This is a genomic window from Arthrobacter sp. HS15c, from assembly GCF_040812005.1.
Lineage (GTDB): Bacteria > Actinomycetota > Actinomycetes > Actinomycetales > Micrococcaceae > Arthrobacter.
Window position 1 is genome coordinate 102,961 of sequence record NZ_JBFOHM010000008.1, and the last position, 22,926, is coordinate 125,886.

Annotated in this window: 23 protein-coding genes; 12 read left to right on the plus strand and 11 right to left on the minus strand. The window is 62.0% G+C overall.

The window, feature by feature from the left end:
- The first annotated feature begins 1 nt into the window (after position 1).
- Genes ABV518_RS14520 through ABV518_RS14535 form a run of 4 tightly spaced genes read left to right on the plus strand, consistent with a single transcriptional unit; the run spans position 2 to position 4,651 of the window.
- Positions 2 to 952 carry a carbohydrate ABC transporter permease gene (locus ABV518_RS14520; protein WP_367767898.1) on the plus strand — a complete coding sequence of 317 codons (951 nt, stop codon included), beginning with the start codon at positions 2 to 4 and terminating at the stop codon, positions 950 to 952.
- Complete coding sequence (locus ABV518_RS14525) at positions 945 to 1,850, plus strand: carbohydrate ABC transporter permease (RefSeq protein WP_367767900.1); 906 nt, start codon at positions 945 to 947, stop codon at positions 1,848 to 1,850. Before ABV518_RS14520 ends, ABV518_RS14525 begins: the two co-directional genes overlap by 8 nt.
- A 25-nt stretch (positions 1,851 to 1,875) precedes the next feature.
- Complete coding sequence (locus tag ABV518_RS14530) at positions 1,876 to 3,240, plus strand: DUF2961 domain-containing protein (RefSeq protein ID WP_367767902.1); 1,365 nt, start codon at positions 1,876 to 1,878, stop codon at positions 3,238 to 3,240.
- Between the two features lie 40 nt (positions 3,241 to 3,280).
- Positions 3,281 to 4,651 (plus strand): glycoside hydrolase family 32 protein, encoded by a 1,371-nt coding sequence (locus ABV518_RS14535; protein WP_367767904.1) that lies wholly within the window; start codon positions 3,281 to 3,283, stop codon positions 4,649 to 4,651.
- On the opposite strand, the gene ABV518_RS14540 is transcribed toward ABV518_RS14535, so the two are convergent.
- The 5 genes from ABV518_RS14540 to ABV518_RS14560 all read right to left on the minus strand — a co-directional run bounded on the left by ABV518_RS14540 (position 4,644) and on the right by ABV518_RS14560 (position 10,328).
- Complete coding sequence (locus tag ABV518_RS14540; protein ID WP_367767906.1) at positions 4,644 to 6,215, minus strand: AAA family ATPase; 1,572 nt, start codon at positions 6,213 to 6,215, stop codon at positions 4,644 to 4,646. The genes ABV518_RS14535 and ABV518_RS14540 overlap by 8 nt on opposite strands.
- 9 nt (positions 6,216 to 6,224) lie before the next feature.
- On the minus strand, positions 6,225 to 6,887 hold the full coding sequence (locus ABV518_RS14545; RefSeq protein WP_367767908.1) for a hypothetical protein: 663 nt from the start codon (positions 6,885 to 6,887) through the stop codon (positions 6,225 to 6,227).
- Positions 6,888 to 7,213: 326 nt separating this feature from the next.
- Positions 7,214 to 8,953: a hypothetical protein gene (locus tag ABV518_RS14550; protein ID WP_367767910.1), complete on the minus strand. Its 1,740-nt coding sequence runs from the start codon at positions 8,951 to 8,953 to the stop codon at positions 7,214 to 7,216.
- Between the two features lie 32 nt (positions 8,954 to 8,985).
- Positions 8,986 to 9,465: a hypothetical protein gene (locus tag ABV518_RS14555; protein ID WP_367767912.1), complete on the minus strand. Its 480-nt coding sequence runs from the start codon at positions 9,463 to 9,465 to the stop codon at positions 8,986 to 8,988.
- Positions 9,462 to 10,328, minus strand: a complete 867-nt coding sequence (locus ABV518_RS14560; RefSeq protein WP_367767914.1) for a hypothetical protein — start codon at positions 10,326 to 10,328, stop codon at positions 9,462 to 9,464. Before ABV518_RS14560 ends, ABV518_RS14555 begins: the two co-directional genes overlap by 4 nt.
- A 271-nt stretch (positions 10,329 to 10,599) precedes the next feature.
- Here ABV518_RS14560 and ABV518_RS14565 point away from each other — a divergent pair, with 271 nt between their 5' ends.
- The 4 genes from ABV518_RS14565 to ABV518_RS14580 all read left to right on the plus strand — a co-directional run bounded on the left by ABV518_RS14565 (position 10,600) and on the right by ABV518_RS14580 (position 12,849).
- The gene (locus tag ABV518_RS14565; protein ID WP_367767915.1) at positions 10,600 to 10,788 is read left to right on the plus strand and encodes a hypothetical protein; all 189 of its coding nucleotides are present in this window, start codon (positions 10,600 to 10,602) and stop codon (positions 10,786 to 10,788) included.
- A 77-nt stretch (positions 10,789 to 10,865) separates the two neighbouring features.
- Complete coding sequence (locus ABV518_RS14570) at positions 10,866 to 11,249, plus strand: hypothetical protein (protein WP_367767916.1); 384 nt, start codon at positions 10,866 to 10,868, stop codon at positions 11,247 to 11,249.
- Positions 11,250 to 11,505: 256 nt separating this feature from the next.
- On the plus strand, positions 11,506 to 12,252 hold the full coding sequence (locus tag ABV518_RS14575; RefSeq protein WP_367767918.1) for an SDR family oxidoreductase: 747 nt from the start codon (positions 11,506 to 11,508) through the stop codon (positions 12,250 to 12,252).
- 255 nt (positions 12,253 to 12,507) lie between these two features.
- The gene (locus ABV518_RS14580; protein ID WP_367767920.1) at positions 12,508 to 12,849 is read left to right on the plus strand and encodes a DUF5655 domain-containing protein; all 342 of its coding nucleotides are present in this window, start codon (positions 12,508 to 12,510) and stop codon (positions 12,847 to 12,849) included.
- Positions 12,850 to 12,913: 64 nt separating this feature from the next.
- Here ABV518_RS14580 and ABV518_RS14585 read toward each other — a convergent pair whose 3' ends face one another.
- A complete protein-coding gene (locus ABV518_RS14585) occupies positions 12,914 to 15,385 on the minus strand; it encodes an EAL domain-containing protein (RefSeq protein WP_367767921.1) in 2,472 nt (823 codons plus the stop codon).
- Positions 15,386 to 15,915: 530 nt separating this feature from the next.
- On the opposite strand from ABV518_RS14585, the gene ABV518_RS14590 reads away from it, so the two are divergent.
- Positions 15,916 to 16,044, plus strand: coding sequence for a hypothetical protein (locus ABV518_RS14590; RefSeq protein ID WP_367767923.1), 129 nt, complete (start codon positions 15,916 to 15,918; stop codon positions 16,042 to 16,044).
- Positions 16,037 to 16,456, plus strand: a complete 420-nt coding sequence (locus tag ABV518_RS14595; RefSeq protein ID WP_367767925.1) for an Hpt domain-containing protein — start codon at positions 16,037 to 16,039, stop codon at positions 16,454 to 16,456. Before ABV518_RS14590 ends, ABV518_RS14595 begins: the two co-directional genes overlap by 8 nt.
- A gap of 171 nt (positions 16,457 to 16,627) precedes the next feature.
- Here the strand turns inward: ABV518_RS14595 and ABV518_RS14600 are convergent, their stop codons facing one another.
- Positions 16,628 to 16,834, minus strand: coding sequence for a hypothetical protein (locus tag ABV518_RS14600; RefSeq protein ID WP_367767927.1), 207 nt, complete (start codon positions 16,832 to 16,834; stop codon positions 16,628 to 16,630).
- A gap of 356 nt (positions 16,835 to 17,190) precedes the next feature.
- Between ABV518_RS14600 and ABV518_RS14605 the strand changes: the two genes are divergently transcribed.
- Positions 17,191 to 17,793, plus strand: coding sequence for a hypothetical protein (locus tag ABV518_RS14605; RefSeq protein WP_367767929.1), 603 nt, complete (start codon positions 17,191 to 17,193; stop codon positions 17,791 to 17,793).
- Between the two features lie 21 nt (positions 17,794 to 17,814).
- Positions 17,815 to 18,666 (plus strand): hypothetical protein, encoded by an 852-nt coding sequence (locus ABV518_RS14610; protein ID WP_367767930.1) that lies wholly within the window; start codon positions 17,815 to 17,817, stop codon positions 18,664 to 18,666.
- Positions 18,667 to 18,885: 219 nt separating this feature from the next.
- On the opposite strand, the gene ABV518_RS14615 is transcribed toward ABV518_RS14610, so the two are convergent.
- The 4 genes from ABV518_RS14615 to ABV518_RS14630 all read right to left on the minus strand — a co-directional run bounded on the left by ABV518_RS14615 (position 18,886) and on the right by ABV518_RS14630 (position 22,611).
- Positions 18,886 to 19,917, minus strand: coding sequence for an acyltransferase family protein (locus tag ABV518_RS14615; protein ID WP_367767932.1), 1,032 nt, complete (start codon positions 19,915 to 19,917; stop codon positions 18,886 to 18,888).
- A 25-nt stretch (positions 19,918 to 19,942) separates the two neighbouring features.
- A complete protein-coding gene (locus ABV518_RS14620) occupies positions 19,943 to 20,590 on the minus strand; it encodes an SGNH/GDSL hydrolase family protein (protein ID WP_367767934.1) in 648 nt (215 codons plus the stop codon).
- Between the two features lie 133 nt (positions 20,591 to 20,723).
- The gene (locus ABV518_RS14625) at positions 20,724 to 21,104 is read right to left on the minus strand and encodes a hypothetical protein (RefSeq protein WP_367767936.1); all 381 of its coding nucleotides are present in this window, start codon (positions 21,102 to 21,104) and stop codon (positions 20,724 to 20,726) included.
- Between the two features lie 262 nt (positions 21,105 to 21,366).
- Entirely contained in the window at positions 21,367 to 22,611 is a 1,245-nt protein-coding gene (locus ABV518_RS14630; RefSeq protein ID WP_367767938.1) for a MinD/ParA family protein, read from the minus strand.
- Positions 22,612 to 22,926: the final 315 nt, after the last annotated feature.

Genomic DNA, 22,926 nt, shown 5'->3' on the forward strand with positions numbered 1-22,926 from the left:
CATGACCGCCTCCAAAACCGCGCTGCCGCCCGTGCCCCCTTCGGGGCGCGGGGGGCGCCCCGGGCACCGAAGCGCCGCCCGGCGTCGGGAAGCCCTCACCGGCTACGTCTTCACCGCCCCCACGGTGATCGGCTTCCTGGTTTTCATCCTCGGCCCGCTGGTTGCCGCCCTGTACCTGAGCCTGACGAAGTACAACATCCTCACCGCCCCGAAGTTCATCGGCTTGGACAACTACGCCCGGATGTTCCGGGACGAACGCCTGGCCACCACCTACGGCAACACGGTCCTCTACGTGGGCGCCGCCGTCGTACTGATCAACGGGTTCGCGCTCCTGTTCGCGGTGCTGATCAACCAGCGGCTCCCCCGGGCACTGACCTACGTGTTCCGCTCCGCGTACTTCTTCCCGTACCTGGTGGCGCTGGTGTACGTGTCCATCATCTGGCAGGCACTGTTCCAGAAGGACACGGGCATCCTGAACTACTACATCACCGCGGTGGGCGGGGAACGGATCGACTGGCTCAACAGCTCCGAATTCGCCAAGGTGTCGGTCATCATCGTGGACACCTGGCGGAACGTGGGGTTCGCCATGCTGATCTTCGTGGCGGCCCTGCAGGAAGTCCCGAAGGACATGGTGGAGGCCGCCCGGATGGACGGCGCCAACGAGTGGCAGGTCTTCCGCCGCATCACCCTGCCGATGATCAGCCAGGCGACGTTCTTCAACATCACCATCACCATCATCGGCGCGTTCCAGATCTACGAATCGATCATCGTCCTCACCCGCGGCGGCCCGGGCGATGCCAGCCGCAGCGTGGTGATGTACATCGCCGAAGTTGCCTTCAACAAGTTCGACATGGGCTACGCGTCAGCCATCGCGGTCACCCTGTTCGTCATCATCATGCTGGTGACCATGGTGCAGTTCCGCCTCCGAAAGTCATGGGTGAACAATGAGTAACGCAGCTGTCCTTTCGTCCCGCCCAGGTGCCGGACGCCCAGGTTCCGGAAAAAACGCACGACGGCGGCGGCCCCGCCCCGGCGTCGGGAAGACCATTTCGGTGGTGCTGCTGGTCCTGGGCGCCATCGGGATGATCGCACCGTTCCTGTGGATGTTCACCACTTCGCTCCGGGACGCCAGCCAGGCGTACGACCTGCCGCCGCAGTGGCTGCCCACCGAATGGGACTGGTCCAACTACGTGGACGCGGTCAGCGGGCCGGTGCCGATCCTGAAGAACATGTTCAACAGCGCGGTCATCGCCATCGCGGTCAGCATCGGCATGATCCTCACCGCGCCGATGGCCGGCTACGCGTTCGCCAAGCTGGACTTCCCGGGCAAGAACTCCATCTTTGTGGGCCTGCTGTCCTCGCTAATGGTGCCTGCCCAGGTGACTATCATTCCGCTGTTCCTGCTGATGCGGACCTTCGGCCTGCTGGACAACCCGCTCAGCCTGATCCTGCCCGGCATCACCGGCGCACTGGGCGTGTTCCTGCTGCGGCAGTTCTTCCTGGGCCTGCCGCAGGAGATCATCGACGCCGCCCGGATGGACGGTGCCACGGCCTGGCAGACGTACCGGCTGATCGCGCTGCCGCTGGCCAAGAACGCCGTGAGCACCCTGGGTGTGATCACGTTCCTGGGCAGCTGGAACGCCTACTTTGCGCCGTCGATCTTCCTCAACAGCACGGACACCGCCACCCTGCCGCTGGGCCTGGTCCTCATGCTCGGCCCGTACGGCGCCGGCAACGTGGCCCAGGTCATGGCAGCCACCACCATCGCCATCGCCCCGGCACTGATCGTCTTCCTCGTGGCCCAGCGGTGGATCATCGCCAGCCTCACCCAGTCAGCCGTCAAGGGCTGAACAACTTTCCCGAAAGGAACCACTTATGTCTTCATCGCCCCGCTCAGGCCTGCTCTCAAGCCTGACCAAGCTCTCCACCGCCCGCACGGCCCGCGCCTCCAGCTGGGACCAGACCGGCAAGAACCGCGACAACTGGATCGTGATGCCCGGCGAGGAACGCACCCTGGCGGACATCGAGGGACCGGGCTCCATCACGCACATCTGGATGACCCAGTCCTGCCGGATCCAGCCGGGCCCCGGCCAGATCTCGCCCGAACTGGTGGGCGTGCCCATGCTGGAAATCCACAACGCACTCGGCGTCAGCTGGGAAGTGGTGGACCCGGACTACTACCGCAAGATCGTCCTGCGGATGTACTGGGATGACCAGGAAACCCCCAGCGTGATCGCGCCCTTGGGCGACTTCTTCGGCCTGCTGAACTCGCTCTCCGGCTCCTACGATTCGCTCCCGCTCTCCGTCTCCGCCAAGGAAGGGGAACTGAACACCTTCGGCGGCAGCGCGGCGTTCAACAGCTACTTCGAGATGCCCTTCAACTCAAGGGCCCGCATCACCGTCGAAAACCAGAACGACATCCCCTACCTGCAGTACTTCTACATCGACTACGAGCTCTACACCGAGCCCCTGCCGGAGGACACCGCGTACTTCCACGCCCACTGGCGCCGGCAGAAGCCCAACGCCGGCTGGGGCCCGGACCTGCAGACCAACAGCATCGAGGTGGCCATCCCCAACCTCACCGGCGAGGACAACTACGTGGTCCTGGAGACCGAGGGCCAGGGCCACTATGTGGGCTGCAACCTGGCCGTCCGCCACTTCCAGGGCTCCTGGTGGGGCGAGGGCGATGACATGATCTTCATCGACGACGACACCTGGCCGCCCAGCCTGCACGGCACCGGCATGGAGGACTACTTCGGCCACGCCTGGGGCATGCAGCACAACGCCTTCCTGATGAACGGCACCATGGTCCACGAGGAGAACGTGCCGGGCTTCCACCACAGCTACCGCTTCCACATGACCGATCCCATCAGGTTCCAGAAACGCATCAAGGTCACGTTCGAACACGGCCACGCCAACCACCTCTCCGATGACTGGTCCTCCACCGCCTACTGGTACCAGAACCTCCCCTCCCCCGTCCTGGAGATCGACGCCGTGGAGGAGCGCCTGCCGCTGCGGCCCCGCGACCAGGTGGAGGAGCGCCCCCTGCCGGAGCTGACGCCGGCACAGCAGGCCGCCCGCGACGCCTCCGCCGAACGGATGAAGCAGTTCACCGAAACGCGGGACGCCGTCCGGAACGAACGCAAGGCCGAAATCGACCAGTGGGAAAAGGCCAACGCCGAGCAGGCCCGGGAGATCCGGCAGCGGTTCCTGGCCGCCAACAGCGTCCTCGCCAACTAACCCGGGCCCCCTAACAATCAGCCAGCACCGAAGGATCAGCATGAACGCGCCAGAACCCCGCCCCGCTTTCCACTTCACTGCCGCCGAAGGATGGATCAACGATCCCCTGGGCGTCACCTGGAAGGACGGCCAGTACCACCTCTTCTACCAGTACGTCCCCGGCCGCACCACGTGGGCCTCCAACTGCCACTGGGGCCATGCCACCTCCCCGGACATGATCGCCTGGACGGAGCAGGGCGTCGCCGTCGCGCCCGGGGAAGGGGACGACGGCGTCTGGTCGGGTTCCATCGTCACCGGCACCGACGGTGCGGCCACCATGTTCTACACTTCGGTCACCGAACCGGACCTCGGCATCGGGACCGTCAGGACCGCCACCGCTGATGACGCTTCCTGGAACTCGTGGACCAAGGGCCCGAAACTGATGTCCGCACCGGACCTCGGCGTGGTGGCCTACCGGGACCCGTTCGTCTTCCGCGACGGCGGGCAGTGGCGGATGTTCGTCGGTGCCGGGCTGAAGGGCGGAACGGCGGCGGCGGTTTCGTACAGCTCCCCGGACCTGTCGCAGTGGACCCTGGACGGCATTGCCGCGGAGCGGGCCGGCACGGAAACGGAGCCGGTGTGGACCGGCACCATGTGGGAATGCCCGCAGCTGTTCGAGATTGACGGCTCCCACGTGCTGGTGACCTCCATCTGGGAGGACGACGTCCTGCACTACGTGGCGTACGGTGTGGGCAGCTACGCGGACGGCAAGTTCACCGCACGCTCCTGGGGGCAGCTCAGCTACGGCAAGAGCTACTACGCGCCGTCGTTCTTCCGCGACAAGGACGGGGCGCCGTCGCTGATTTTCTGGGTGCGGGGCGTCATCAGCCCGGACGGGCAGTGGGCCAGCGCCCTGAGCGTTCCGCACACGCTGACGCTCGACGGCGACACCCTGGTGGCTGCCCCGCACGCCGACCTCGCCGCGTACTCCGCGCCGGGCCGCCTGGAGCAGGCGGGCGCTGGAGTTTTCGAGGCAGTGCTCGACGGCGGCGTGGACCTGCGCTGCACCGTCACCGCCGGGACGGTCATCAGCCTGGCCACCCAGGACGGGACACTGGCCGCCCTCCGGCACGATGGCGACGGCATTGAAGTCACAGTCACCGGGAATCCGGACTTCGCCGACGTGTTCTTCCCTGCCGGTGAGGGAACCGAGCTGCGGGTGATCATCGACGCCGGCGTGCTGGAGATCTCCGGCCGTCAGGGGATCATCGCGGTCCCGTTGCCCATCGTGGACGTGCCCGTGACGGTGGCGGTGACCGGTGCCGCCGGCACGCCGCTGATCTGGAGGGTCACCAAGCCGGGAGCTGGGCGCCAGCGGCGCCTGGGCGCGCAGCCCTTGGGATTTGATCGAGATTACGCCCGGGCTACATGATTCCAGCCGTCTCCGGCAGCATGATGATTCGGCGATTGGGGAGACCAGTACCCTGCTGCGTGGCCTCACTAGTCACACTGGCAGGGATCGCCCGACCTCTACCCCATGCCCGAATCGCTGCAACATCTTCTGCGTTGGTATGGCTGTAGGGAATGACATCCTCAAAGAAGTCCATGATTTTGCCGTTTTCCGGCAATGCTGTTGATCCGGACGTAAACATGGCCGTCGCGATTTCGTGGACAACTGCGTCGATGTCTGACCCCGAGAATCCCTCCGAGGATGCTATGAGCGAACTTAGGAGTTGTACCGGCACAGCTTGGCCTAAGTACCTGGAGAAGTACATTTCGATGATTTCGGCGCGGTCGGTTGCGTCCGGCAGATCGACGAAGAACATCTCGTCAAAGCGGCCTTTGCGGAGCAGCTCGGGAGGCAACGAAGTGACATCGTTCGCGGTAGCCACCAGGAAAACTTTTGATGCAGACTCTTGGAGCCAGAATAGAAATTGTCCTATAAGTCGCTTGGATGTTCCAGAGTCGCCGCTTCCAGTGGCCAGAGCCTTCTCGATCTCATCGATCCAAAGAACGCACGGAGCGACTCGCTCAGCTGTCTCCAGTGCTTCCCGGAGTCTGCTCTCCGACTGCCCAACGTACATCCCAAGAATTGCCGACATGTCCAAGCGGTAGAGGGGAAGCCGCCAGTCTGAAGCGATCGCCTTAGCTGACAGGGACTTGCCGCAGCCAGGAACGCCAACCAGGAGGACGCCTTTGGGGGGCCGGAGACGTGTCTTGGACAGATCCGCTTTCATCAGTTCCTGCCGTGAAGCGAGCCAGGCCCTCAGATTCCGCAAGCCGCCGACTTTGTAGTCCTCCCGCAGCTTGACTCGTTCAATGCCATTCAGTTCGCCGAATATCCGATCCTTAAACTGCGAAAGTTCAGCCACATCACCGACCTCAAGCTTGCCCTTTGCGAGCATCGTTGCGATGACGTTAATGGCTTCCATTTCTGTAACGCCCGAAAGAATCTCGGCCGCCACTCTAATCTCGTCCTGGCGCCAGTCCACCTGGACCACGCCCCGGTGGTTATCCACCATCTCCGTGATGCTGAATAGCATCTCCTCAGGTGAAGGGAGGTCGAGTGCCACGCTCATCCCTTGCCGCGCGAGTCCAGACCAGACCGGCTTTGAACTGACGAGCACTATGGAACCTTGCCTGGTTTCCGCTAGCCGCACCATTTCCGCAAAGTGCCTTGCGGTAGAGCTTTCCTGATCCAGTTCCTCGACGTCCGTGAAAATGAAATTGGCATTGTTCCGGGCTGCAAACGTTGACCGGGCATGTTCAAGGGCTCCGGTAAGCGAATAATCGTCCGAGACTGCAGTCGAGCCGGCGAGCTCCCTGAGGCCTTCAGTCCGCGAGTGTACGTAGAAAGGCATGGCCTTCAAATCCGCCGCAACCCTCCGCAGCAATTCGAGCACGCGACTGGGTTCTATGGATGTGATGACCACTAATGGCACCCTCGCGTTGAGATACCTGCGCACTACATCGCTGGTGCCGGTCATATCTGGCATGGGCGTTCCTTACGGTTTGAATTTCTGGGAGTTGTCGAAGAATTGCACCCGTCGCCGGTTGCCTGTAGCGGCTGATACTTGCGGTATTGAAGGGAATGCTTCAGCTGTGGCGGCGTCCTGAGGGGTTACGGGACCTTGCAGTGGGGCAGGGGCGGCGACCGACCCGTCCTGAACAGTTTCGAGGGTCAAGACATGTATGAGGGAGTTTGTGCGTACAACGCCGAGGAGCCTGTCCGCGGCCGACGGGTCCACCCTCCCGTCGGCCGCAGATTTGGAGACATTCGTTTCAAGATCTGACTGCAACGTCAAAATTGACGCTTCGGCGTCTGCAGAAAGAGCATTTCTGACCCGATCCGGCAGGCTCGAGTGCCGAGCCAGTTGGACGCGACGTGCCAGGATCCTCCTCAGCTGAACTAGTTCCCGGCCCAAATCTTGGTCCGAGCGCGCTGTCCCGACTGCCTTGGAAAGCGAAGCCTGCCAGTCGTTCATGACTTGGGTAATTGCCGCATCGATATGAGCGAGCAACCGCGCCCATGTGCCCGGGCTAAAATCTTCTTCCTTAATCGGAGGAAGGCGATCTAGCGGCGTCAGTGGCTCCTTTTGCCATTGCCTAAGAGTCAGTACCCACGTTTCGTACACACTGTTTCCTGCGAGAGCAAGTTTGTCAGGCATGGGGAGAGGCTAGTCCCGCGCACGGCGACGTACGGCAATTTCGCCCGGAGGCATGGGATCCCACGAAGGCAAGTCGCCCGCAATAACTCGCTCTCGCGAGAGTTGTTGCTTCTGCGCGGGGGCCTTTGAGCTCAGGAAGCCGCGGCCGACCACCACAGTAGCTTCCGCTGCTCGTGGAGGAGCGGGAAGGAAACGACTTGCGGAGCCTGGCCGGGAGATAACCGGGCCAGCCGTTCCCGGCTCGGGGATGGAGCCGGGCGTCGTTGTCTTTTCCGCCGCAGGAGCCACGGCAGGTTCCCCCTGTTCCAAGGCTTCAGTTTGTTCGGTCATGCCCGTACGCTCCTTTTGTCTGTTCCTGCCGGCCAGGTTTCAATCAGCTGAATCAACCGGTTCTCCTGACCGTCCAGTTCGTGGAAGGTGAGCTTCGCGTCAATGAATTGCGCGGAAGCGTCTCTGAATTGCGATTGGGAGTTCTCCAGTGCGGCTTTGCCTGTCAGGCGAAGGCGATCGACGTTCGCGTTGGCCTTCTTCTTCGCACTCTCGCCCAGGAAGTAGACGGCGGCAGCTCCGCCGAGGATGGCGAAAATTCCGAGTACCGGGTTGATGAAGAAACACACAATCATTGCCGCCAGCGCAATGAGCCCGGGCTTGATGTAGAACGACGTCTTGAACTGAGCCTCCTCAATACGTCCGGATATGGTCCGCTCCCACGTTGACGCTAGCGTCTCAAACGCTGCCGCCTCGGGATCATCGGTCCTTGCCGCCCAACCAGGAAAGCCCAAAGTGGATGCGTAATTCGAGTGCTGGGGCCCAAGTTCGATGGTTACGTGATCGACATAGCGGCTGCGATAGTCCCTCGTGTAGATACTCACGCCGGCAAGGAAATCCTCGCGTCCTGTACCGATGGCAACGCGCTGCGTTTGCTGGCTAACACCAAGGTTTTCGGGAGTGATGGCAGCTGATGTCTGCAACGAAACAGCGTCTATCGTCGCCTTGAGCGCTTCGAGGACGATGTCAGATTGAGCCCGGGCCCGGTCCAAGTCCCCGTTCTCGTCGATGACGGCATCGTGATAAGCAACCTGCCGCCGTAACGGTAGTTCTTCCTCGTCGTATTCGGTGACAAGCTGTTCCAGGATATCGTCCAGCAAATCTTCTATGGTGTTGGAGCGGGGCGCTTCGAAGGTCAAGATGTTCGTGTACTTATCAATCACGAGCGGAAGCGCTGAGGCGGCCTCAAGCTGATTCTTCACCTGTCCCCAGTCGGGTGACAGCGCAGCCAGTTCAGCGTAGTGGGTCCTATCCAGTATCTGTGCGTGCACGGCCACTTCAGCCCTCCACTTGGCGATCTGGGAATCCACGATGTCTTTACGAGACCGGAGCGTGTCGTTCCAGTCGGCCAGTTGATCAGCGACAACGTTCTGGCCGTCGAGACCGAAGGCGCCCTGCGCGCTGGATTCCAGAACAACGGCAAACTCACGGGTCAGGGCAGCAGGATCCAAGGAGAGGAGGTAGTGACGAAGCCAGCGGACTGAGGCATCCATGCGCCCTTGCCTACGCAGGACAAGCGAAAAGAACAGGCTCGTCTTATTTTTGTCTCGCGCGAAAGCTTCCCTGACTGATATGTCGACGATGTCCGAGTCGTCACGTGACCAGCCAGCGATGGCCACAAGCGCCGGCGCGAGCCAGTACCTGGGACTTTGAATCATCAGCTCTTCACTGATCTGGGCCACTGTACTGTTGGATACGTTCCCCACGTCGAACGCCTGCAACATGCCGACGGATGTCCGGCGAACAGTGGCGTAGTGGCCAAACTGCCTATCCAGCTCCCCCTTGAGGGCACTGACCTTGGTCTCCGATTGAAGAACATTAGCCCGGCGTTCGGACGCGTTTACGAAAGCGTTGAAATCGTTCCTGAGCTTTGTCAGCTCGTCGGTGGACAGCTTCAAGTCGCGACGGACCTCTCCAACGTCCCCTTGAAGCGAATTGATTTCCCGTTGAAGAGCGGCTCCTACGTGCTCGATCGCATTGATTGCCGGCCGCAGATCAACATGCAAATTTTGACTCACTTAACTTCCCCTTAATTAAATGTGATCCAACATTAGATGACACAAGTTCCGTCCGGACGTACCGGAATAATTGCCCCGTCAGAGTAAACCTCTATGTATATGTACATTGCCGACTGAGCCAGGCTTCTGGCATGGGAAAACGGCTCAGGGACCAGGTCGTCTCGGCGATAGTGCTCCAGGATGCATACGTCCAGTGACAGACGGTGGTCGACGAACGGATGACCTAAGTAGCATTTACCGAAAAGTCCGAGAATGACGCCCCCATTTCGTTCCGCATATTCCGCGGCGATCTGGTCCAGGAGTTCCTTTCTGGCAAGCGCGTCGGTGGTGGTATCAAGAGACTGAATGGCGTGAACCAGCGCTTTAGAACGCGGTGCCTTCCTGTTCCCAATCACGTACGCCTCGCTGACATACGCGCCAACACGTTGCTGACTAATCTGGTCCACCTTGAGGACGTCAGTGCCAACACCGACGACTCGCCGCTTGTTCTGGCCGAAGCCGGAAATGGTCATGACTTCCTCCCTATCAGCGGCGTTCTCAAGAATCGCTTGGATACGGCACGCAACACGGCATACACAACGACGAAGGTCAGGATCATCGTGATCATCGGACCCGTCATTTCGAGGACACCCTGAGGTCTTGTGATTCCTTGCTCGGCTGACATGAGTGCAACGGAGCCCAGCACCATCACTACGGCCGCAGCGAATTCCACCGAGTCACGGAAGCGGACCATGGTGCTCACTACTCCCACGAAGAGGGCCGCTAGGAGAGCACCAACGAGGATCCACGGATTATCCAGTTGATCCTCAAGCGGGACTGTCAGATAAACCACGATTTCGGTCGACCCGAAGAGGAGGAGCCCCAGTTTCCAGTCGATCTTTCCAGTCGTGAAGCCTGCAAAAGTGCCTAACGTAGTGAAAAACCAGACTAGGGCCAGGAGGGCCCAGCGCAGCACGAGGCTTCCACCGGTTCCTGGGTCCGGGAAAAGATAGTCCTTGGCAGCGGCCAAGGCGCCTAGGATTCCCAACATTGAATACATGGCATGCACAGGCAATTTCACCATTGTCCAAGACGGGGCCACTCGGCACGCTAAGACGAGAACGGCGATTCCCGCCCCGGCTGGTCCGGCTAAGGACGCCCCCGTTTCAGCGGTCAGAGACGCTAGACAAAGCACAGCCAGGAGACCTGAGATGAACTCAGGCCCGTCGCGCTGGCCCGCCAAATAATTCAGACCGCGCCGGGTGAAACTCTGGCCGTCCTTGTCCCTCTTGTCCCACTTGCCAAGCGTTTCGTTCTTAGCGCCGCGAAGCATCAAGACATACACCGCCGCCATCGCCGCAAACACTCCGACAGCAGCGGCTATCTCAGCGAACAACGAAAAGTCTCACGTTGCAGCCGAGCGGCGCTGGAACTACCAAACTCGTGGTCATGCAAGCCCCCAAATCACATTTCTACGCTATTTCTGCCCCATCGAAGTCGCGTTAGGCACATCAGATCACACTCGCGACTTAGCTACACCCAAAAACCGAAAAATTTCCTCTACGCCCGCTTCTTAACCTTGTTTATTACGCGAGGTCGGCCTCGAAACGCAAGATTTCCTCAAGGCAAGGAAAACGACCGTTCAAGGCATTGCCAAATCTCCAATCGTGACTGAATATCAACAAGGCAACACATCAGAGGATGCTGAATCCAATTTGGGAGCTAGCTATGACTTGCAAGAAATGTCAGCGGGTTTTGCACGATTGCAACGCCTGCAATGGCGGCAGGAATCGCGGCCTTTTAGGGACGGCGTTGACGTGCTCCAAATGCAAGAGTTCGGGGCTTCAATGCTCTGAACACGGTGCTGGCTGGAAATAAGCGTCCGACGAGGACCACCACGCAATGATCGATCAACAAGTAAGACTGGGGACAAATGAAAACCAACAACCTTGAGTTCGAGTCGAGCCTGACCGTTCAGCAACTGGGCCAAACCCTCAACGGCGCGTACTCGCGTCTCCGCGCCACAGTGGAACCTGTGGAAAATAGTTCTAATCCGCTTGACACCTTGGGCGGGTCTCCGGATATTGCAGTCGTCGGGATGGCGCGAGGCCTGGTTGGAGGGGCCTGGGGCGTCCACGCTTATGTGAACGATGTGGGACCACACCGCCACGTGGAACTCGTGGCTCTGGGCGACTCAGGTTTCAGCCGAGCGTTCAACGGCATTCGCAACACGATTTCACTCGGCAAGAGCTCAGAAAAGATGGCTCAGATTGCCGAGGATCTGCGGGCCGCAGATCGCAACCTTCGAAGCCTATAAACGCAACACCCGCGCTCGGGGTTGGGGTCACGACAAAGGTAACGGGGCGTCCTCCGCAGAAATGACTGCGGAGGACGCCCCTCCCGCTCGGCTCCCACGTGCTTGTACTTCCATCTGCGAGGACGGCTTCTGCACCCGTGGCGTCCGGTGTGGGCCCGTGGCCGGCATTCCCCTGCTCAGCACGGTGGCAAACCCGGCCGGAACTGAAGTGGCCGCAGGCCGGTTCCTGCTGAGCGGCTCGCCATAGACTTTAGGCATGGACATAGCCGTTGCAGGGGGAACCGGAATTGTTGGCCGCCACGTGGTCCGCATCGCCAGGGAGCGCGGACACCAGGTGACGAGCCTGACCAGGCATGAGGGGGTGGACCTGGTCAAAGGCACGGGCCTGGCCGCTGCCCTGCGGGGCGTGGAAACGGTGATCGACGTGGCCAGCATCCAGACCATGCACTCCAAGAAGTCCGTCGACTTCTTTATGGCCACCACCGAAAACCTGCACCGCGAGGGCAAAGCCGCCGGGGTGAAGCACCACGTCCTGCTCTCCATCGTGGGCGTGAACAAGGCCCCGGCCGGCTACTACGCAGGCAAGATGGCCCAGGAAGAGGAGGTCCGCGGAGGGGACATACCGTGGACCATCCTGCGGGCCACCCAGTTCCACGAGTTCGTCACCCAGGTGCTGGGCCGCACATCCCTGGGACCGGTGGTCCTCGTGCCCAGGTTCAAAACCCAGCCGGTCGCCGCGGCGGAAGTGGCCGAGGCACTGGTGCACGCGGCCGAAGTGGGCCCGCAACGACGCCTTCCGGACCTGGGCGGGCCGAAGGTCGAGCGGCTCAAGGACATGGCGGACAAGTACCTCCGGAAGAACGGTAAGAAAAGGCTGGTCGTGGAATTCACCTCGCCGGGGCCGCTGTGGAAGGCGATGCGCAGTGGTGCGCTGCTCCCGGCGGCGGGTGCCGCCGTCGGACGCCAAACGTTTGACGAGTGGCTGGACGCCCGGGAATCTTGATCGATTCTTGAGCAATACTGCGGCCGGCCTTGAGCCTGGCCGTGCACAGTATTCCTCGTAAGGCCCTAGCGCTGAGTCCACGGGTGGAAAACTGGGTAGACCGCTCGTGGTGCAAAAGGCCTTTTGCCGGGGAACAACCGGTGGTCTCTAGCGCTTGGCGGTGCCATCACGGTGGCACCGCCAAGGCGTCCCAGGGGACAGCACGAACCGGCACGCTGTGGCTTCGCCCGCCGGCAAAAACCGTATGCTGACTGCATGGCGCGCACTGCACGGGAACGAATCCAGGGGGACCCCACCTCATCCGCGATCTACGGTGCGCTCATCGACCAGATCTCGACCTTCGACGGGTGCGAACTTCAGGAGAATGCGTCGTCGTTCCATGTGACGCACGGACGTGCCTTTCTCGGCATCCATCCACGCCGCGGCGGGATCCTGGTCAACATTGTCCTGGACAGGCAGCTCGATTCGGCAAGGGTGCATCGGTCCGAGCGTGTGTCCGCCAACCGGTGGCACAACGAGACCATCCTGCTCGATCCCGCAGGCAACGACGCCGAACTTGACGCGTGGATCCGGGAAGCGTACACCCTCACCGCGTGACGCCGGCGGCAGGATAAGGCCGGTGCCGGCTGAAACCATCACGATGGCACCGCCAAGGCGTCCCTTATGGTTCTGGTCGTACCGGATCGATGTGCCAGGACCGGTCGGGGAGGCTTTCAAGCCACCCCCGGATGCGTTCCGGTGGCAGGGGTTGGCTCCAGAGAAACCCTTGGGCGTGGCGTACGCCGAGGCGGCGGAGTTCGGTTAGCTGCTCCACGGTTTCCACGCCTTCCGCTATGACGTCAAGCCGGAGCGTGTCGGCCATGCCGAGGACGAGTTCGATGATAGTTGCCCCGTGCGGGCCTCTTCCCAGTTCCTCAACAAAAGTGCGGTCGATTTTCAGTGTTCTGGCTGAGAGCCATTTGAGGTAGCTCAGCGACGAGTATCCCGTGCCGAAGTCATCGATTGATAGCCCGACTCCCAAGGCGTGGAGCCGCCGTAGCGTCTCTCTGGGCAGGTCAGGCTGATCCATCAGGACCGTTTCGGTAATTTCCAGATGGACGGCGCCGGGGTCGATACCGGAGGCACGGATAGCTGACTCCACGATGTTCGGGAAGTCTGCGGCCACAAACTGGCGCCCGGAAATGTTCACCGCAGCACAAATTCCTTCGGCGCCCTTCAGTTCCCTGCGCCAGCTCTGCACTTGCCGGAGGGCTTCCTGGAGTACCCACGCGCCGATAGGGACAATCAGGCCTGTTTCCTCGGCTATGGGAATGAACGTGTCAGGCTGGATCAGTCCGTGTTCGCTGTGGTGCCAGCGCAACAACGCCTCGAACCCTACAGTGGCTCCGCTGCTCAGCTCCACGATGGGCTGGTAATCCAACGAGAGCTCTTCCCGTTCCAACGCCAGCCGCAAGCCGGATTCCAGATCCAGCCGCCCTGTGGCCCGCCCGGTCATCCGCACGTCGTAAACGGCAGAGGAGTCCCCGCCGGCTGATTTTGCCCGATACATTGCGGTATCCGCGCCCCGCAGCATCGACTCGGCTGTATCGTCCGGGCCCGCCAAGGCGATGCCGACGCTCACGTTGAGGTAGATCTTGCGTCCGTCCACTTCGAAGGGGCGCCTCGTGGATTGCCTTATCCGTTCGGCCAGTGTCCTCGCCCCACGAAGCATCAGGTTCTCGCACACAATAATGAACTCATCGCCGCCGAAACGGCCCACGGTGTCGCCGCTGCGGACAAAAGTCTTCAGCCGCTCGCCCAGGAGCATCAGAATGGTGTCGCCGGCTCCATGACCGATGCCGTCGTTGATCAATTTGAACCTGTCGACGTCAACGAACATCACCACCGCGCGGGAGTCCCTGTCGAGCAGGTCCTGAAGGACCTCCGTGATGACGTACCTGTTCGGCAATCCGGTCAGTGCGTCGTGGCGGGCCCGCCACTCAAGGATCTTCTCGGCGTTCTTACGTTCGGTGATGTCCAGGACAGTGTCCAGGAACCGCGCGGGCTTCCCAGCCTCGCTGTCCACCCTCCGGATACGTGAATGCAGCCACCGTTCCTGACCGTCTGCCCTGACAAGCCGGTATTCAAAATCCGCGGACCCGAGCCCCTCATCCAGGTTCTTCCATACCTGCTGGACCAGGTGCCGGTCTTCCGGGTGCGTTAGCTCCAGCATCAGCTTCCGCGACGCTGCCTGCCCCACCCCCAAGCCCAGGATCCGGGCGAATTCTTCCGAATGCCAGGTTTCCCCTGTCTCCAGCGTGTGCTCCACGCTTCCAACATGGGCCATCTCCTGCGCCGCCAGGAGCTTCTCCCGTTCAACCGCCGCGGCCGCCCTGAGCCGCTGAATCTCCGTGATGTCACGCGCTATGGCTGATGCGCCCATTTGGTCCCCGTCGGGGCCGTAAACCGGCGATACAGTCAGCTCGACGTCAATCACTGTTCCGTCCTTGCGCCTCCACCGCGCCTCAACGCCGGTGACAAACCTTCCGCTGTCAATGCTGCTTCTGACCTCGGCATCGAACCCCGCTGCCTGACGGGATATCAGCAGCTGATAGTTCAGCCCTACCGCTTCCCGCGCGCTCCAGCCGAACATCCTGGCCGCGCCCGCGTTCCAGCTGGTAATCGTCCCTGACATATCGGCACCTATGATCGCGTCGCCGGAAGATTCCACCAACGCCGAGAACCTGCGCAGGATGGCCTCGCTGTGCTTCCTGTCCGTGATGTCTTTCGAAATCGCCACCACCGCGACGGGAACCGTGTGCCGCCCCCGGATCGGACTGACCGTGGCATGAACCGGGAATTCCCTCCCCTGCCGGTGGCGGGTCCAGAGTTCCCCGGCCCAGTCTCCATCGCTGGCAAGCCTTCTGGTTATTTCACGTCCGGTGCTCTCCCGCTGGGCCTCATCGCCGCCGATGATACCCAGATCCGCGATTCTCACACCCAGCACTTCAGGGGCGCTGAAACCGTACAGCCGCTCGGAAGCCCGGTTCCAGTAGGTGACCCGCCACTCGCTGTCCATGCCGATCACCGACTGACCGATTTCATCCAGCAACAGTGACTGCATGACCAGATCATCATCGGGCTCTTCGGCCATCAGTCCCCTCCCCAACGCGACGGCAATGTCACCACTGGGCCATTTAATGAACTGGTCGCTTCATCTTGGGATACCCAAACCATGCACTGCTGAAACCTGTGAGAAGACTACAACCAGAAGCACCGATTCGGGTGCCTCTGGGGCGCCGGACTTCGGACCTGCCCTTGGTGTGGGCGCTGGTCCGTCTGGTAGCAGACACAGGAGCTCAGGACGATTGTTGGGTTGAAGCTCTGCCCGGCACCCGGCTTTCGAGGTGGGCAGAGTTCTGGGCCTGCCGCAGCCCTGAAGCCTTTGGCAACTCTTGCCGGATTCTTGACCTTTACTGCCGTAGTCCTTGATCCGGGCCGTGCACAGTAGTTTTTGTAAGGCCCGAAGCGCTGAATCAAAGGGGCAAGACTGGGGTTGGACCCCGAGGCGCACGGGCTTTCTGTCGGGGAACCGGCGGTCTCAAGCGCTTGGCGGTGTTATGAAGCTGGCACCGCCAGGCTGACCTCCTGACCACCATCGGGACATTTATCAGGGCAGGAGCGATGAGAGCACTAACTGAAACTTCCGCGGCGGCCGAGACCGCCGCCGCGGACATCAAGCCGTCCCGGCGCCGAGGCACCCCCCGCCGCGGCGTCGGGACTTTCCACCCCCGGGCGGACTTCCTTGCCTGAGCGCGGTCCAGCCCGGCTGGAACCCGCGACGCTACGCCGCCTGGCGGAGGACATTGCGAACCCCACGGCCGCGTTGAACTTCCTCGAAGACTTCCTGTCCATGCTGCCGGGACGGATCTCCCGGATCCTCGACGCTCTGGCCGAACGTGATGCCAAAGCCGCCATGGACGCCACCCTGAGTCTGAAGACCACCTCGGCCATGACGGGCGCCGTGGAAGCGGAGGCCTGCTGCCGGCGCATCGAGTCCCTTATTCGCTGCGGCGCGTTCGAGGAAGCAACCGAGACCGCACAGGTACTGCACGGGATCGTGACTGCGCTGTTGGTGGCTGGTCCCGGCCTGCTGCTCGAGGCGCGGTCAGACCTGCTGGCTGGAAACGACCGTACCCGCGAAATACCTAGTGGGTCCGCCTGAAGCGGAAGATCACAGCGGAGAGCCCCATGGCACCCACGAGGGATCCGAGAATGATCGCAATGCCTGAGAAGTATTCAAGAATGGTCATCGTTGACGCACCTTCCATGTGGCTGATGCACTGAATTTATTCGTCGAGCCTCCGGATCATTGAAGAACCACCGGCGTGTTCGGTCACGATTCGGTAGCCATTCCGGCGCCGAAGTCATGCTGGTACCTGTCCACGACCGCGGCGCCAATCTCCTTGTACGCCCGCCGGGTCTCCGGTTTGAGCACGTCAAGGGTCACGAGGTCGCCATCAGCCACACCGCGGTCGCGCGGAAGGACAATCAGTTGGCGGCAGAATGCGGAGAGGTATTCCTCTATGGCGTCCCTGACCACGCGGGAGGAAACCTAGTCCTTGTCCGTGATCACCCCGATGGCTTTTTGGGCCGGGTCCTCGAAGCCGCGGCTGGCCCACTGAGGACTCAAAAGAGTACGGAAGTGTGTTGCCTCGTCGCGCGTCGTCTGCTCCAGCGCATATGCGTTCGAGGGGAACTAAATACCACGATTCTTGACGGGATCGAAACGGCGGCGATTGACCCAGACGGGGTCATCGCCTGCACCTCTGCCCCCCCCAATCGCGGAGCTAGAAGCGGCCCCCGTGTACGCATGCGGTCACTCCATGGTGGCGGGGCAGGCAGAGGTTGCCGGGTCGAAATGGGTCGACCGGGTCAAGTCCCGGTTGCGCACCCTCGATGTCGTCAATAACGCAGTCTCGGGGACGCCCTGGGCATATCGCGGCGAAGGTCATTACGACCTGGACGCCGGGTAGCCGTGGCCTCGTCCTGCTCCAGTCGATCTTCAACAACGTCCAGCACTGGACCAGTCTTTCCAGTGCAGGCAGGGCTACCCGCGAGTCGCACCGGACGATCTACGCCACGCTGTCAGCGGGGCAGGCGTTCACTGAAACCACCGCGCGCTTCTCCTACTCCGGCCACTGGGTGGAGGGTCCGACCGTTGACATCATGGGCGGAAGCTCCCGCCTGACGCAGACCATCGGCAGCTTTGTGGATATCGCATGGACCGGGGACGCATGCCATCTGCTGACCCAATTCGGCGCCTCGGTAACGGTAGAGGTGCGGAACTCCACCACAAACGCCCTGGTCCAGACCGTGAACACCGGGACCTACTCCACCAGCTTCCCCGGCGTCATCAAGCTTTCCGGCTACGGCGCGGGTGCTCACTCGGTAAGGATCACACTCACCGCAGGTATAGGCTTTGTCGTCGATGCACTACCGAACCCGAACCCGAACCCGCCGAAGATCATTCACGTCAAGGAAGGCCCGGTCTTGGTCTAGAACAGCGGTTACACCGCGGACGTGGCGGCGGGCAATGCGATCCTCGCGGGCACTTACCAGCCTGCCGTGGACGTCCTCGCGCCAGACTTCCCCAACGTAGTCATGACGCCCAACGGCGGACCCGGAGGTTGGGACGCGGCGACCATGTGCAGCTATGACGGGCTGCACCCGAACGCCAAGGGCAGCGCCAAGTACGCCGACGCCGCGATCCTCGAACTGGGCAGGCCGGGCTGGTCCGAAGGACTCAACCCGCTGTACGCCCCGTTCTCCAGGACCGCCTACGTGGGCACCCCGACCCTTACCGTCTACGCCAAGGACGACTTCAACCGTGCCGACAACACAACCACCATGGGCGCCACCCCCATCGGCAACAAGACGTGGGCCTGCATAGGCGGCGGCGCCAACTCCGCACTCGCACGATGGGGCGTCAAGGCCAACCGCGCATACTCGTCCGCAGCCTACGGTGACATCATCGCCGTCATCGACGCGGCCCAGACCAACGCAGCAGCGAAGGTCGAAATCCCAGTGCGCGGCGACGTAGGGCTTGCGTTCCGCACCCAGGATGAGAGCAACTGCTTCATGGTCTGGGGCGACACTGGCGCGAACGTCTACAAGGTGATGAAGAAGATTGGCGGCTCCTACACCACCATCTACACCTCAGCCGTGGCTGTGGTGAGCGGCGCCAAGGTCGAAGTCGTCACGGCCGGCGCCACTATTACCGCCTCCGTAAACAACGTCCAGATTTGGACGGGTACGGACGCGGCACTGAACACCGTCACCAAGTACGGGCTACGCCTCAGCGTCATCTATGGTTCGGTCGGCGCCGAGGCTTCTGCAAGGTTCTACAACTTCACCGTGCAGTCGGTTCACTAACCGCCGTAATCGTCACTGCATAAGCATTCTCCCGGGAGGCCGACGTCGGATTCGGCGGAGGCCTCCCAGTGCGGGCACGTTGGCCGCATGCGAAATAAGCGGACCACCCAATCACCTTTCCCCAGTTCCGAGGGCCCGCAATCGGGGCATTCCCCGCCGGCAATCGTAGGCATGGCAATGGGCGGTGCCGTCTCAGTCTTGTTCCCCAGGGCTGTGATTCTACGGCGTACGCGCAGGTTCACCTACAGGAACCCCACTGCGGGGCCGGGCCAGGGCGCGACCGACGTGGTTGAATGGTTCTTCCACGAAACGGTGCGCCAGATAGGCGAGGACCAACGAAGCCGCCGCGCCAGCCAGGAAATAAACCGGGCCGCCCAAGCCCAGAAGGTCGTGCAAGGCGTAAGTCACTGTGATGTGGAACAGATACAGGGAATAGCTGATACCGCCCAGCGACATCAAGACCTTTGGCACGGGCCGCGCTTGCAGCAGGTAGAACGCGAAGAATAGGCCAAGGCCCATCAGGAACGAGAGGGAGTACGTGAGCGGCGCCCACTCCCCATCGTGACCGCGAACGTAAGTTCCGACTGGGCCGAGCACCAATCCTGCCCCGAGCAAGTACTTCCAGACGCCGGACCCGGCATGATCCCGGAGGTACAGGGCATGGCCAAGCGCGGCGCAGAACATGAGCAGCGGCAACGTCACAGGCAGATCCTTGCCCAGCACGCGGGAGCCCACGGCAAGCGCAAGGAACAGCGCCAGCCAGAGCCAGCCAGCGTGAATGGCTTTGTCCAACAAGCCGCGAATCCTGGCTGCGGATGACTGCACATAGAACAGCAACTCAATGGAAAGCGTCCACGCCGGCGGAAGGATGCTGACGAGCCCAAGCAGCCCGTTGAGCATAAGGAAGTTCATGCCCCACACCCACAACGGCGCGTCAGAAATTGATTCATGGGCGACCGCGAAGTAGAGGGCAAACGCCACCCAGTAAACCGGGAACAGTCGGAAGAAACGCTTCAGCCAGAAAGCTTTTTGGCTTCCGCTGCGCAGGCTCATAGGAATCACGTAACCGCTAACCAGGAAGAATGCCACGACGCCGATCCTTCCGGGATCAAAGAATGTGTGACCGAACCACCGATACTCCGGCGAGATGTTCACCATCAGGTGATGAAAGACCACAAGCGAAGCGGCCACCCCACGAACAGCGTCTAAGAACTCAATACGATTTCGACCAGCAGTTTCCCCAGAAGACATTGGCCCAGCCTAACGGCAAGGTCCATTAATCCGTGATTGCCTTTCGTACCTTCGCCGCAAAAGTGGCGTGGCCAGCCGGTGTCAGGTGCGTGTTGTCCGCGAGGTACTCAAGGTCCCAGTCAAGGCCGGATACGTACTCGGCATCACTCAGAGACACGGCAGCGCGAAGCGCCTGGTCAACGAGGGATTCGTTTTCCCGGCCCGGCACGTCAGGCGGACCGAACAGGAGAACACGCGGCACTGCGTCCGCTCGTTCCAGCACAGCAGCCGCAGCGTCAGCCACCTTCTCCGCCGTATCCCAGTCGTTGAGCCCACCCTGAATGATGAGGGTCTGAGGCCGAAGCGCTAGGACGCCGTCCAGCCGTTCGCCATAGGTGTGGTTACCGCAGTATCCGCCATTGACGAAGCCCGTGCCACCGACCCCGGCAAGGTCGGAACCGACCGCGTAAGCCCAGCCCTTAGTCCGGTCCTCCAGCGCATCGCCGGCCGTGTACGAGTCGCCCAGGATGGCGACAGACGTCTCCGCGATGTGCACGATGGGCAGCCGGGCCTTGATCGACTCGCACTTCTGGCCCTGCTCGATATTGTTCTTCACCGTGGGCGCCGCAAAGCTCCCACCGCCGACCAGCGTCAATGCTGCTACGGCACCCGCGACAATGCGGCCAACGCGCACGATTCCCCCAATTTTCTGTTGTCAAGTCAAAGAGAAGTGTAAGGGTTGTCAAGTCAAAAACTTGCATCGTGCAGGCAATGAAAAGGCGCCCAGCATTCCGCTGGGCGCCTTTTCTGGCGTGAATGCCTTCAGGTCAGTCGTTCGGTTCGACGTAGCCATATGCAGCGTCGTCGGCAATCTGCTGTTCGGTGGCCAAGGTCTTCGGTTTGGTTGAGGCGATCCGCTGGCGGGTGACTTCGTCGATCTTGTGCACGCGGTCCTCATCTCCGGCCGAGTCGGACTGTGCTGGTTCCTGCGCCATCCAAGCATCCATGGCCGTTGACAGTTCCTTCCAAGATGCCTCGTAGGCCTCATGGGCAGCCAGGATTTCCGTGTGCTCGGGTCCGACCGGAACCGGAGTCACCGTATTGTCGATGCCCAGTTCTTTTGCTCGAGCATCCGTAAGAGCTATCAGCTTGTCGAAGTTTGCGTTGAAGGCGTCGAGTAGATGGCCGATTTCTTTAGTCGTGGTCATGGCCTCATCCTATGGGGCCAATAAGACCGGTTAAGTTCACCAACCTACGGCCCCTCCGATCCACGGAGTTTCATGTCGACCGCCTGCGGAAGGATTACTCGTAACCAAGCTACGCCGGCAGGTGGAGCGACCTAGGCTAGCAACTAGCCACAGTGAACCAGCGGCAGCCTAGTCGCCAACCGGTCTGGTTGGATCTGACGCGCACGGTCCTTTAGACACCCTTAATCAAGGGGTCAGGGAGCGGCTGCCGAGGCGCCCGGGCCTACTGGTACCCGTCCACAATGGCGGCCGCGATCTCCTTGTACGCACGGCGCGTCTCGGGCTTCAAAACGTCCAAAGTGACCAGGTCACCATCGGCCACGCCGCGATCGTGCGGGACAGCGATCAACTGGCGGCAGATGCCGGACAGGTGTTCCTCGATGGCGTCCTTGTCCACGCGCGAGGAAACCTCGTCCTTATCAGTGATCACCACAATGGCGTTCCGGGCCAGGTCCTCGTAGCCGTGGCTGGCCAGCCAGTGCAGGGTGCTGCGGGCACGCTTGGCGCCGCTCACCGCGTAGCCGGCGGCGATCACCAGGTTGTCCGCAGACTGCAGGATCCCGCTCATGGCGTTGTGCGTGACGCCGGTGCCGCAGTCGGTCAGAGCCACGGAGTAGTAGCTGGAGATCAGCTTCCGGATCCGCAGGTACTCGGCGGCCGTCAGCGAGTCGGAAACCTCCGGGTCCTGTTCGCCGGCGATCAGGTGCAGCCGGCCGGCGTGGTGCATGTACCGGGCCAGGGCCGTGAGGGAATCGACGGTGTCGATGTTCCGGAGCAGGTCGGTGATGGTGCGCGGGCTGGCCTGCTGGTAGATGCCCTCCCCCAGCGCGCGTTCCACGAGGTCGCCGGAGTCCGGATTGGCGTCGATGGCGCAGGGCGCGTCGCCCCGGAATTCAGCAAGCGTCAGGCCTACGCCCACGGTGGTGGAGGTCTTTCCGATGCCACCCTTGAGGCTCAGGATGGCAGTGTTGTAGCTGCCCTGCAGCTGGCGGGCGATGCGGCGGCCCAGCTCGTCTTCCTGCCGCTGCTTCGCGCCGGGGCCCATGTTCCAGGCCCCCCCGGTCATGGAGTAAATGGCGCCGCGGAATCCGCCCACGGGGCGGGGCTTCTGCTCTTTGACGAACAGCCCCGGGGAGCTGATGAAGTCCGGCATGGGAGTGTCTGCAATGACGTCCGCAGTTGTGGGGCGGACACGGCGGAAGGCTGGGGCCTCTGCGGGCGCAGCCGGCATGGCAGGCTCGACGGCGGGACTCGCCGGAGCGGCGACGCTCGGCTCCGGGGCATCGTGCTGGCCGGACTGGGGCTGGGACGTGACCGGCGGCCTGGCAGGGCGGCGTGTGGGTGCGGGGACGTGCTCGATGGGTTTCACCGCATCGGCCGCGGCTGCCGCCTCGGCCCAGGAGGTCCGGCGGGTGACCGGCTGGCCGGCGTCGGTCGGGCTGGAAGGATTGGGTGTCACTGCTGGCATGGTTCCTGTCCGGGCATCCGTCAGGTCACCGTCGGCGCGACGGAGGTCACGGCGTCGGCGTGGCTGCGGCTGCCCTGCATCCTGTGCATTGGCGCGTGCGTTCTTATCCGCCGGATCGGGCATGGCTGTCCCCCCAGGACGTTCGGCAAAAAGTTCTGCGGCACTTTACTGTTCGGTTCAAACAGCAAGTCTAGGTGCTGGGGCGGAATCGCGTGGTCAGACGCGCGCCAGTGCGGCTGCCACCACACTGGCGGTGAGGATCAGCAGGATGGCCAGGACCGCATAGCCCTGCCATTTGGGGCGGCCTTTATGGGG

Excerpts from the sequence above, each read along its gene's own strand:
- ABV518_RS14540 (WP_367767906.1), bottom strand. The coding sequence starts at position 6,215 with ATGCCAGATATGACCGGCACCAGCGATGTAGTGCGCAGGTATCTCAAC.
- ABV518_RS14605 (WP_367767929.1), top strand. The coding sequence starts at position 17,191 with ATGTCGTCAATAACGCAGTCTCGGGGACGCCCTGGGCATATCGCGGCG.
- ABV518_RS14570 (WP_367767916.1), top strand. The coding sequence starts at position 10,866 with ATGAAAACCAACAACCTTGAGTTCGAGTCGAGCCTGACCGTTCAGCAA.
- ABV518_RS14585 (WP_367767921.1), bottom strand. The coding sequence starts at position 15,385 with ATGGCCGAAGAGCCCGATGATGATCTGGTCATGCAGTCACTGTTGCTG.
- ABV518_RS14590 (WP_367767923.1), top strand. The coding sequence starts at position 15,916 with ATGAGAGCACTAACTGAAACTTCCGCGGCGGCCGAGACCGCCGCCGCG.
- ABV518_RS14535 (WP_367767904.1), top strand. The coding sequence starts at position 3,281 with ATGAACGCGCCAGAACCCCGCCCCGCTTTCCACTTCACTGCCGCCGAA.
- ABV518_RS14630 (WP_367767938.1), bottom strand. The coding sequence starts at position 22,611 with ATGCCAGCAGTGACACCCAATCCTTCCAGCCCGACCGACGCCGGCCAG.
- ABV518_RS14545 (WP_367767908.1), bottom strand. The coding sequence starts at position 6,887 with ATGCCTGACAAACTTGCTCTCGCAGGAAACAGTGTGTACGAAACGTGG.
- ABV518_RS14555 (WP_367767912.1), bottom strand. The coding sequence starts at position 9,465 with ATGACCATTTCCGGCTTCGGCCAGAACAAGCGGCGAGTCGTCGGTGTT.
- ABV518_RS14625 (WP_367767936.1), bottom strand. The coding sequence starts at position 21,104 with ATGACCACGACTAAAGAAATCGGCCATCTACTCGACGCCTTCAACGCA.
- ABV518_RS14575 (WP_367767918.1), top strand. The coding sequence starts at position 11,506 with ATGGACATAGCCGTTGCAGGGGGAACCGGAATTGTTGGCCGCCACGTG.
- ABV518_RS14525 (WP_367767900.1), top strand. The coding sequence starts at position 945 with ATGAGTAACGCAGCTGTCCTTTCGTCCCGCCCAGGTGCCGGACGCCCA.
- ABV518_RS14580 (WP_367767920.1), top strand. The coding sequence starts at position 12,508 with ATGGCGCGCACTGCACGGGAACGAATCCAGGGGGACCCCACCTCATCC.
- ABV518_RS14530 (WP_367767902.1), top strand. The coding sequence starts at position 1,876 with ATGTCTTCATCGCCCCGCTCAGGCCTGCTCTCAAGCCTGACCAAGCTC.
- ABV518_RS14520 (WP_367767898.1), top strand. The coding sequence starts at position 2 with ATGACCGCCTCCAAAACCGCGCTGCCGCCCGTGCCCCCTTCGGGGCGC.
- ABV518_RS14615 (WP_367767932.1), bottom strand. The coding sequence starts at position 19,917 with ATGTCTTCTGGGGAAACTGCTGGTCGAAATCGTATTGAGTTCTTAGAC.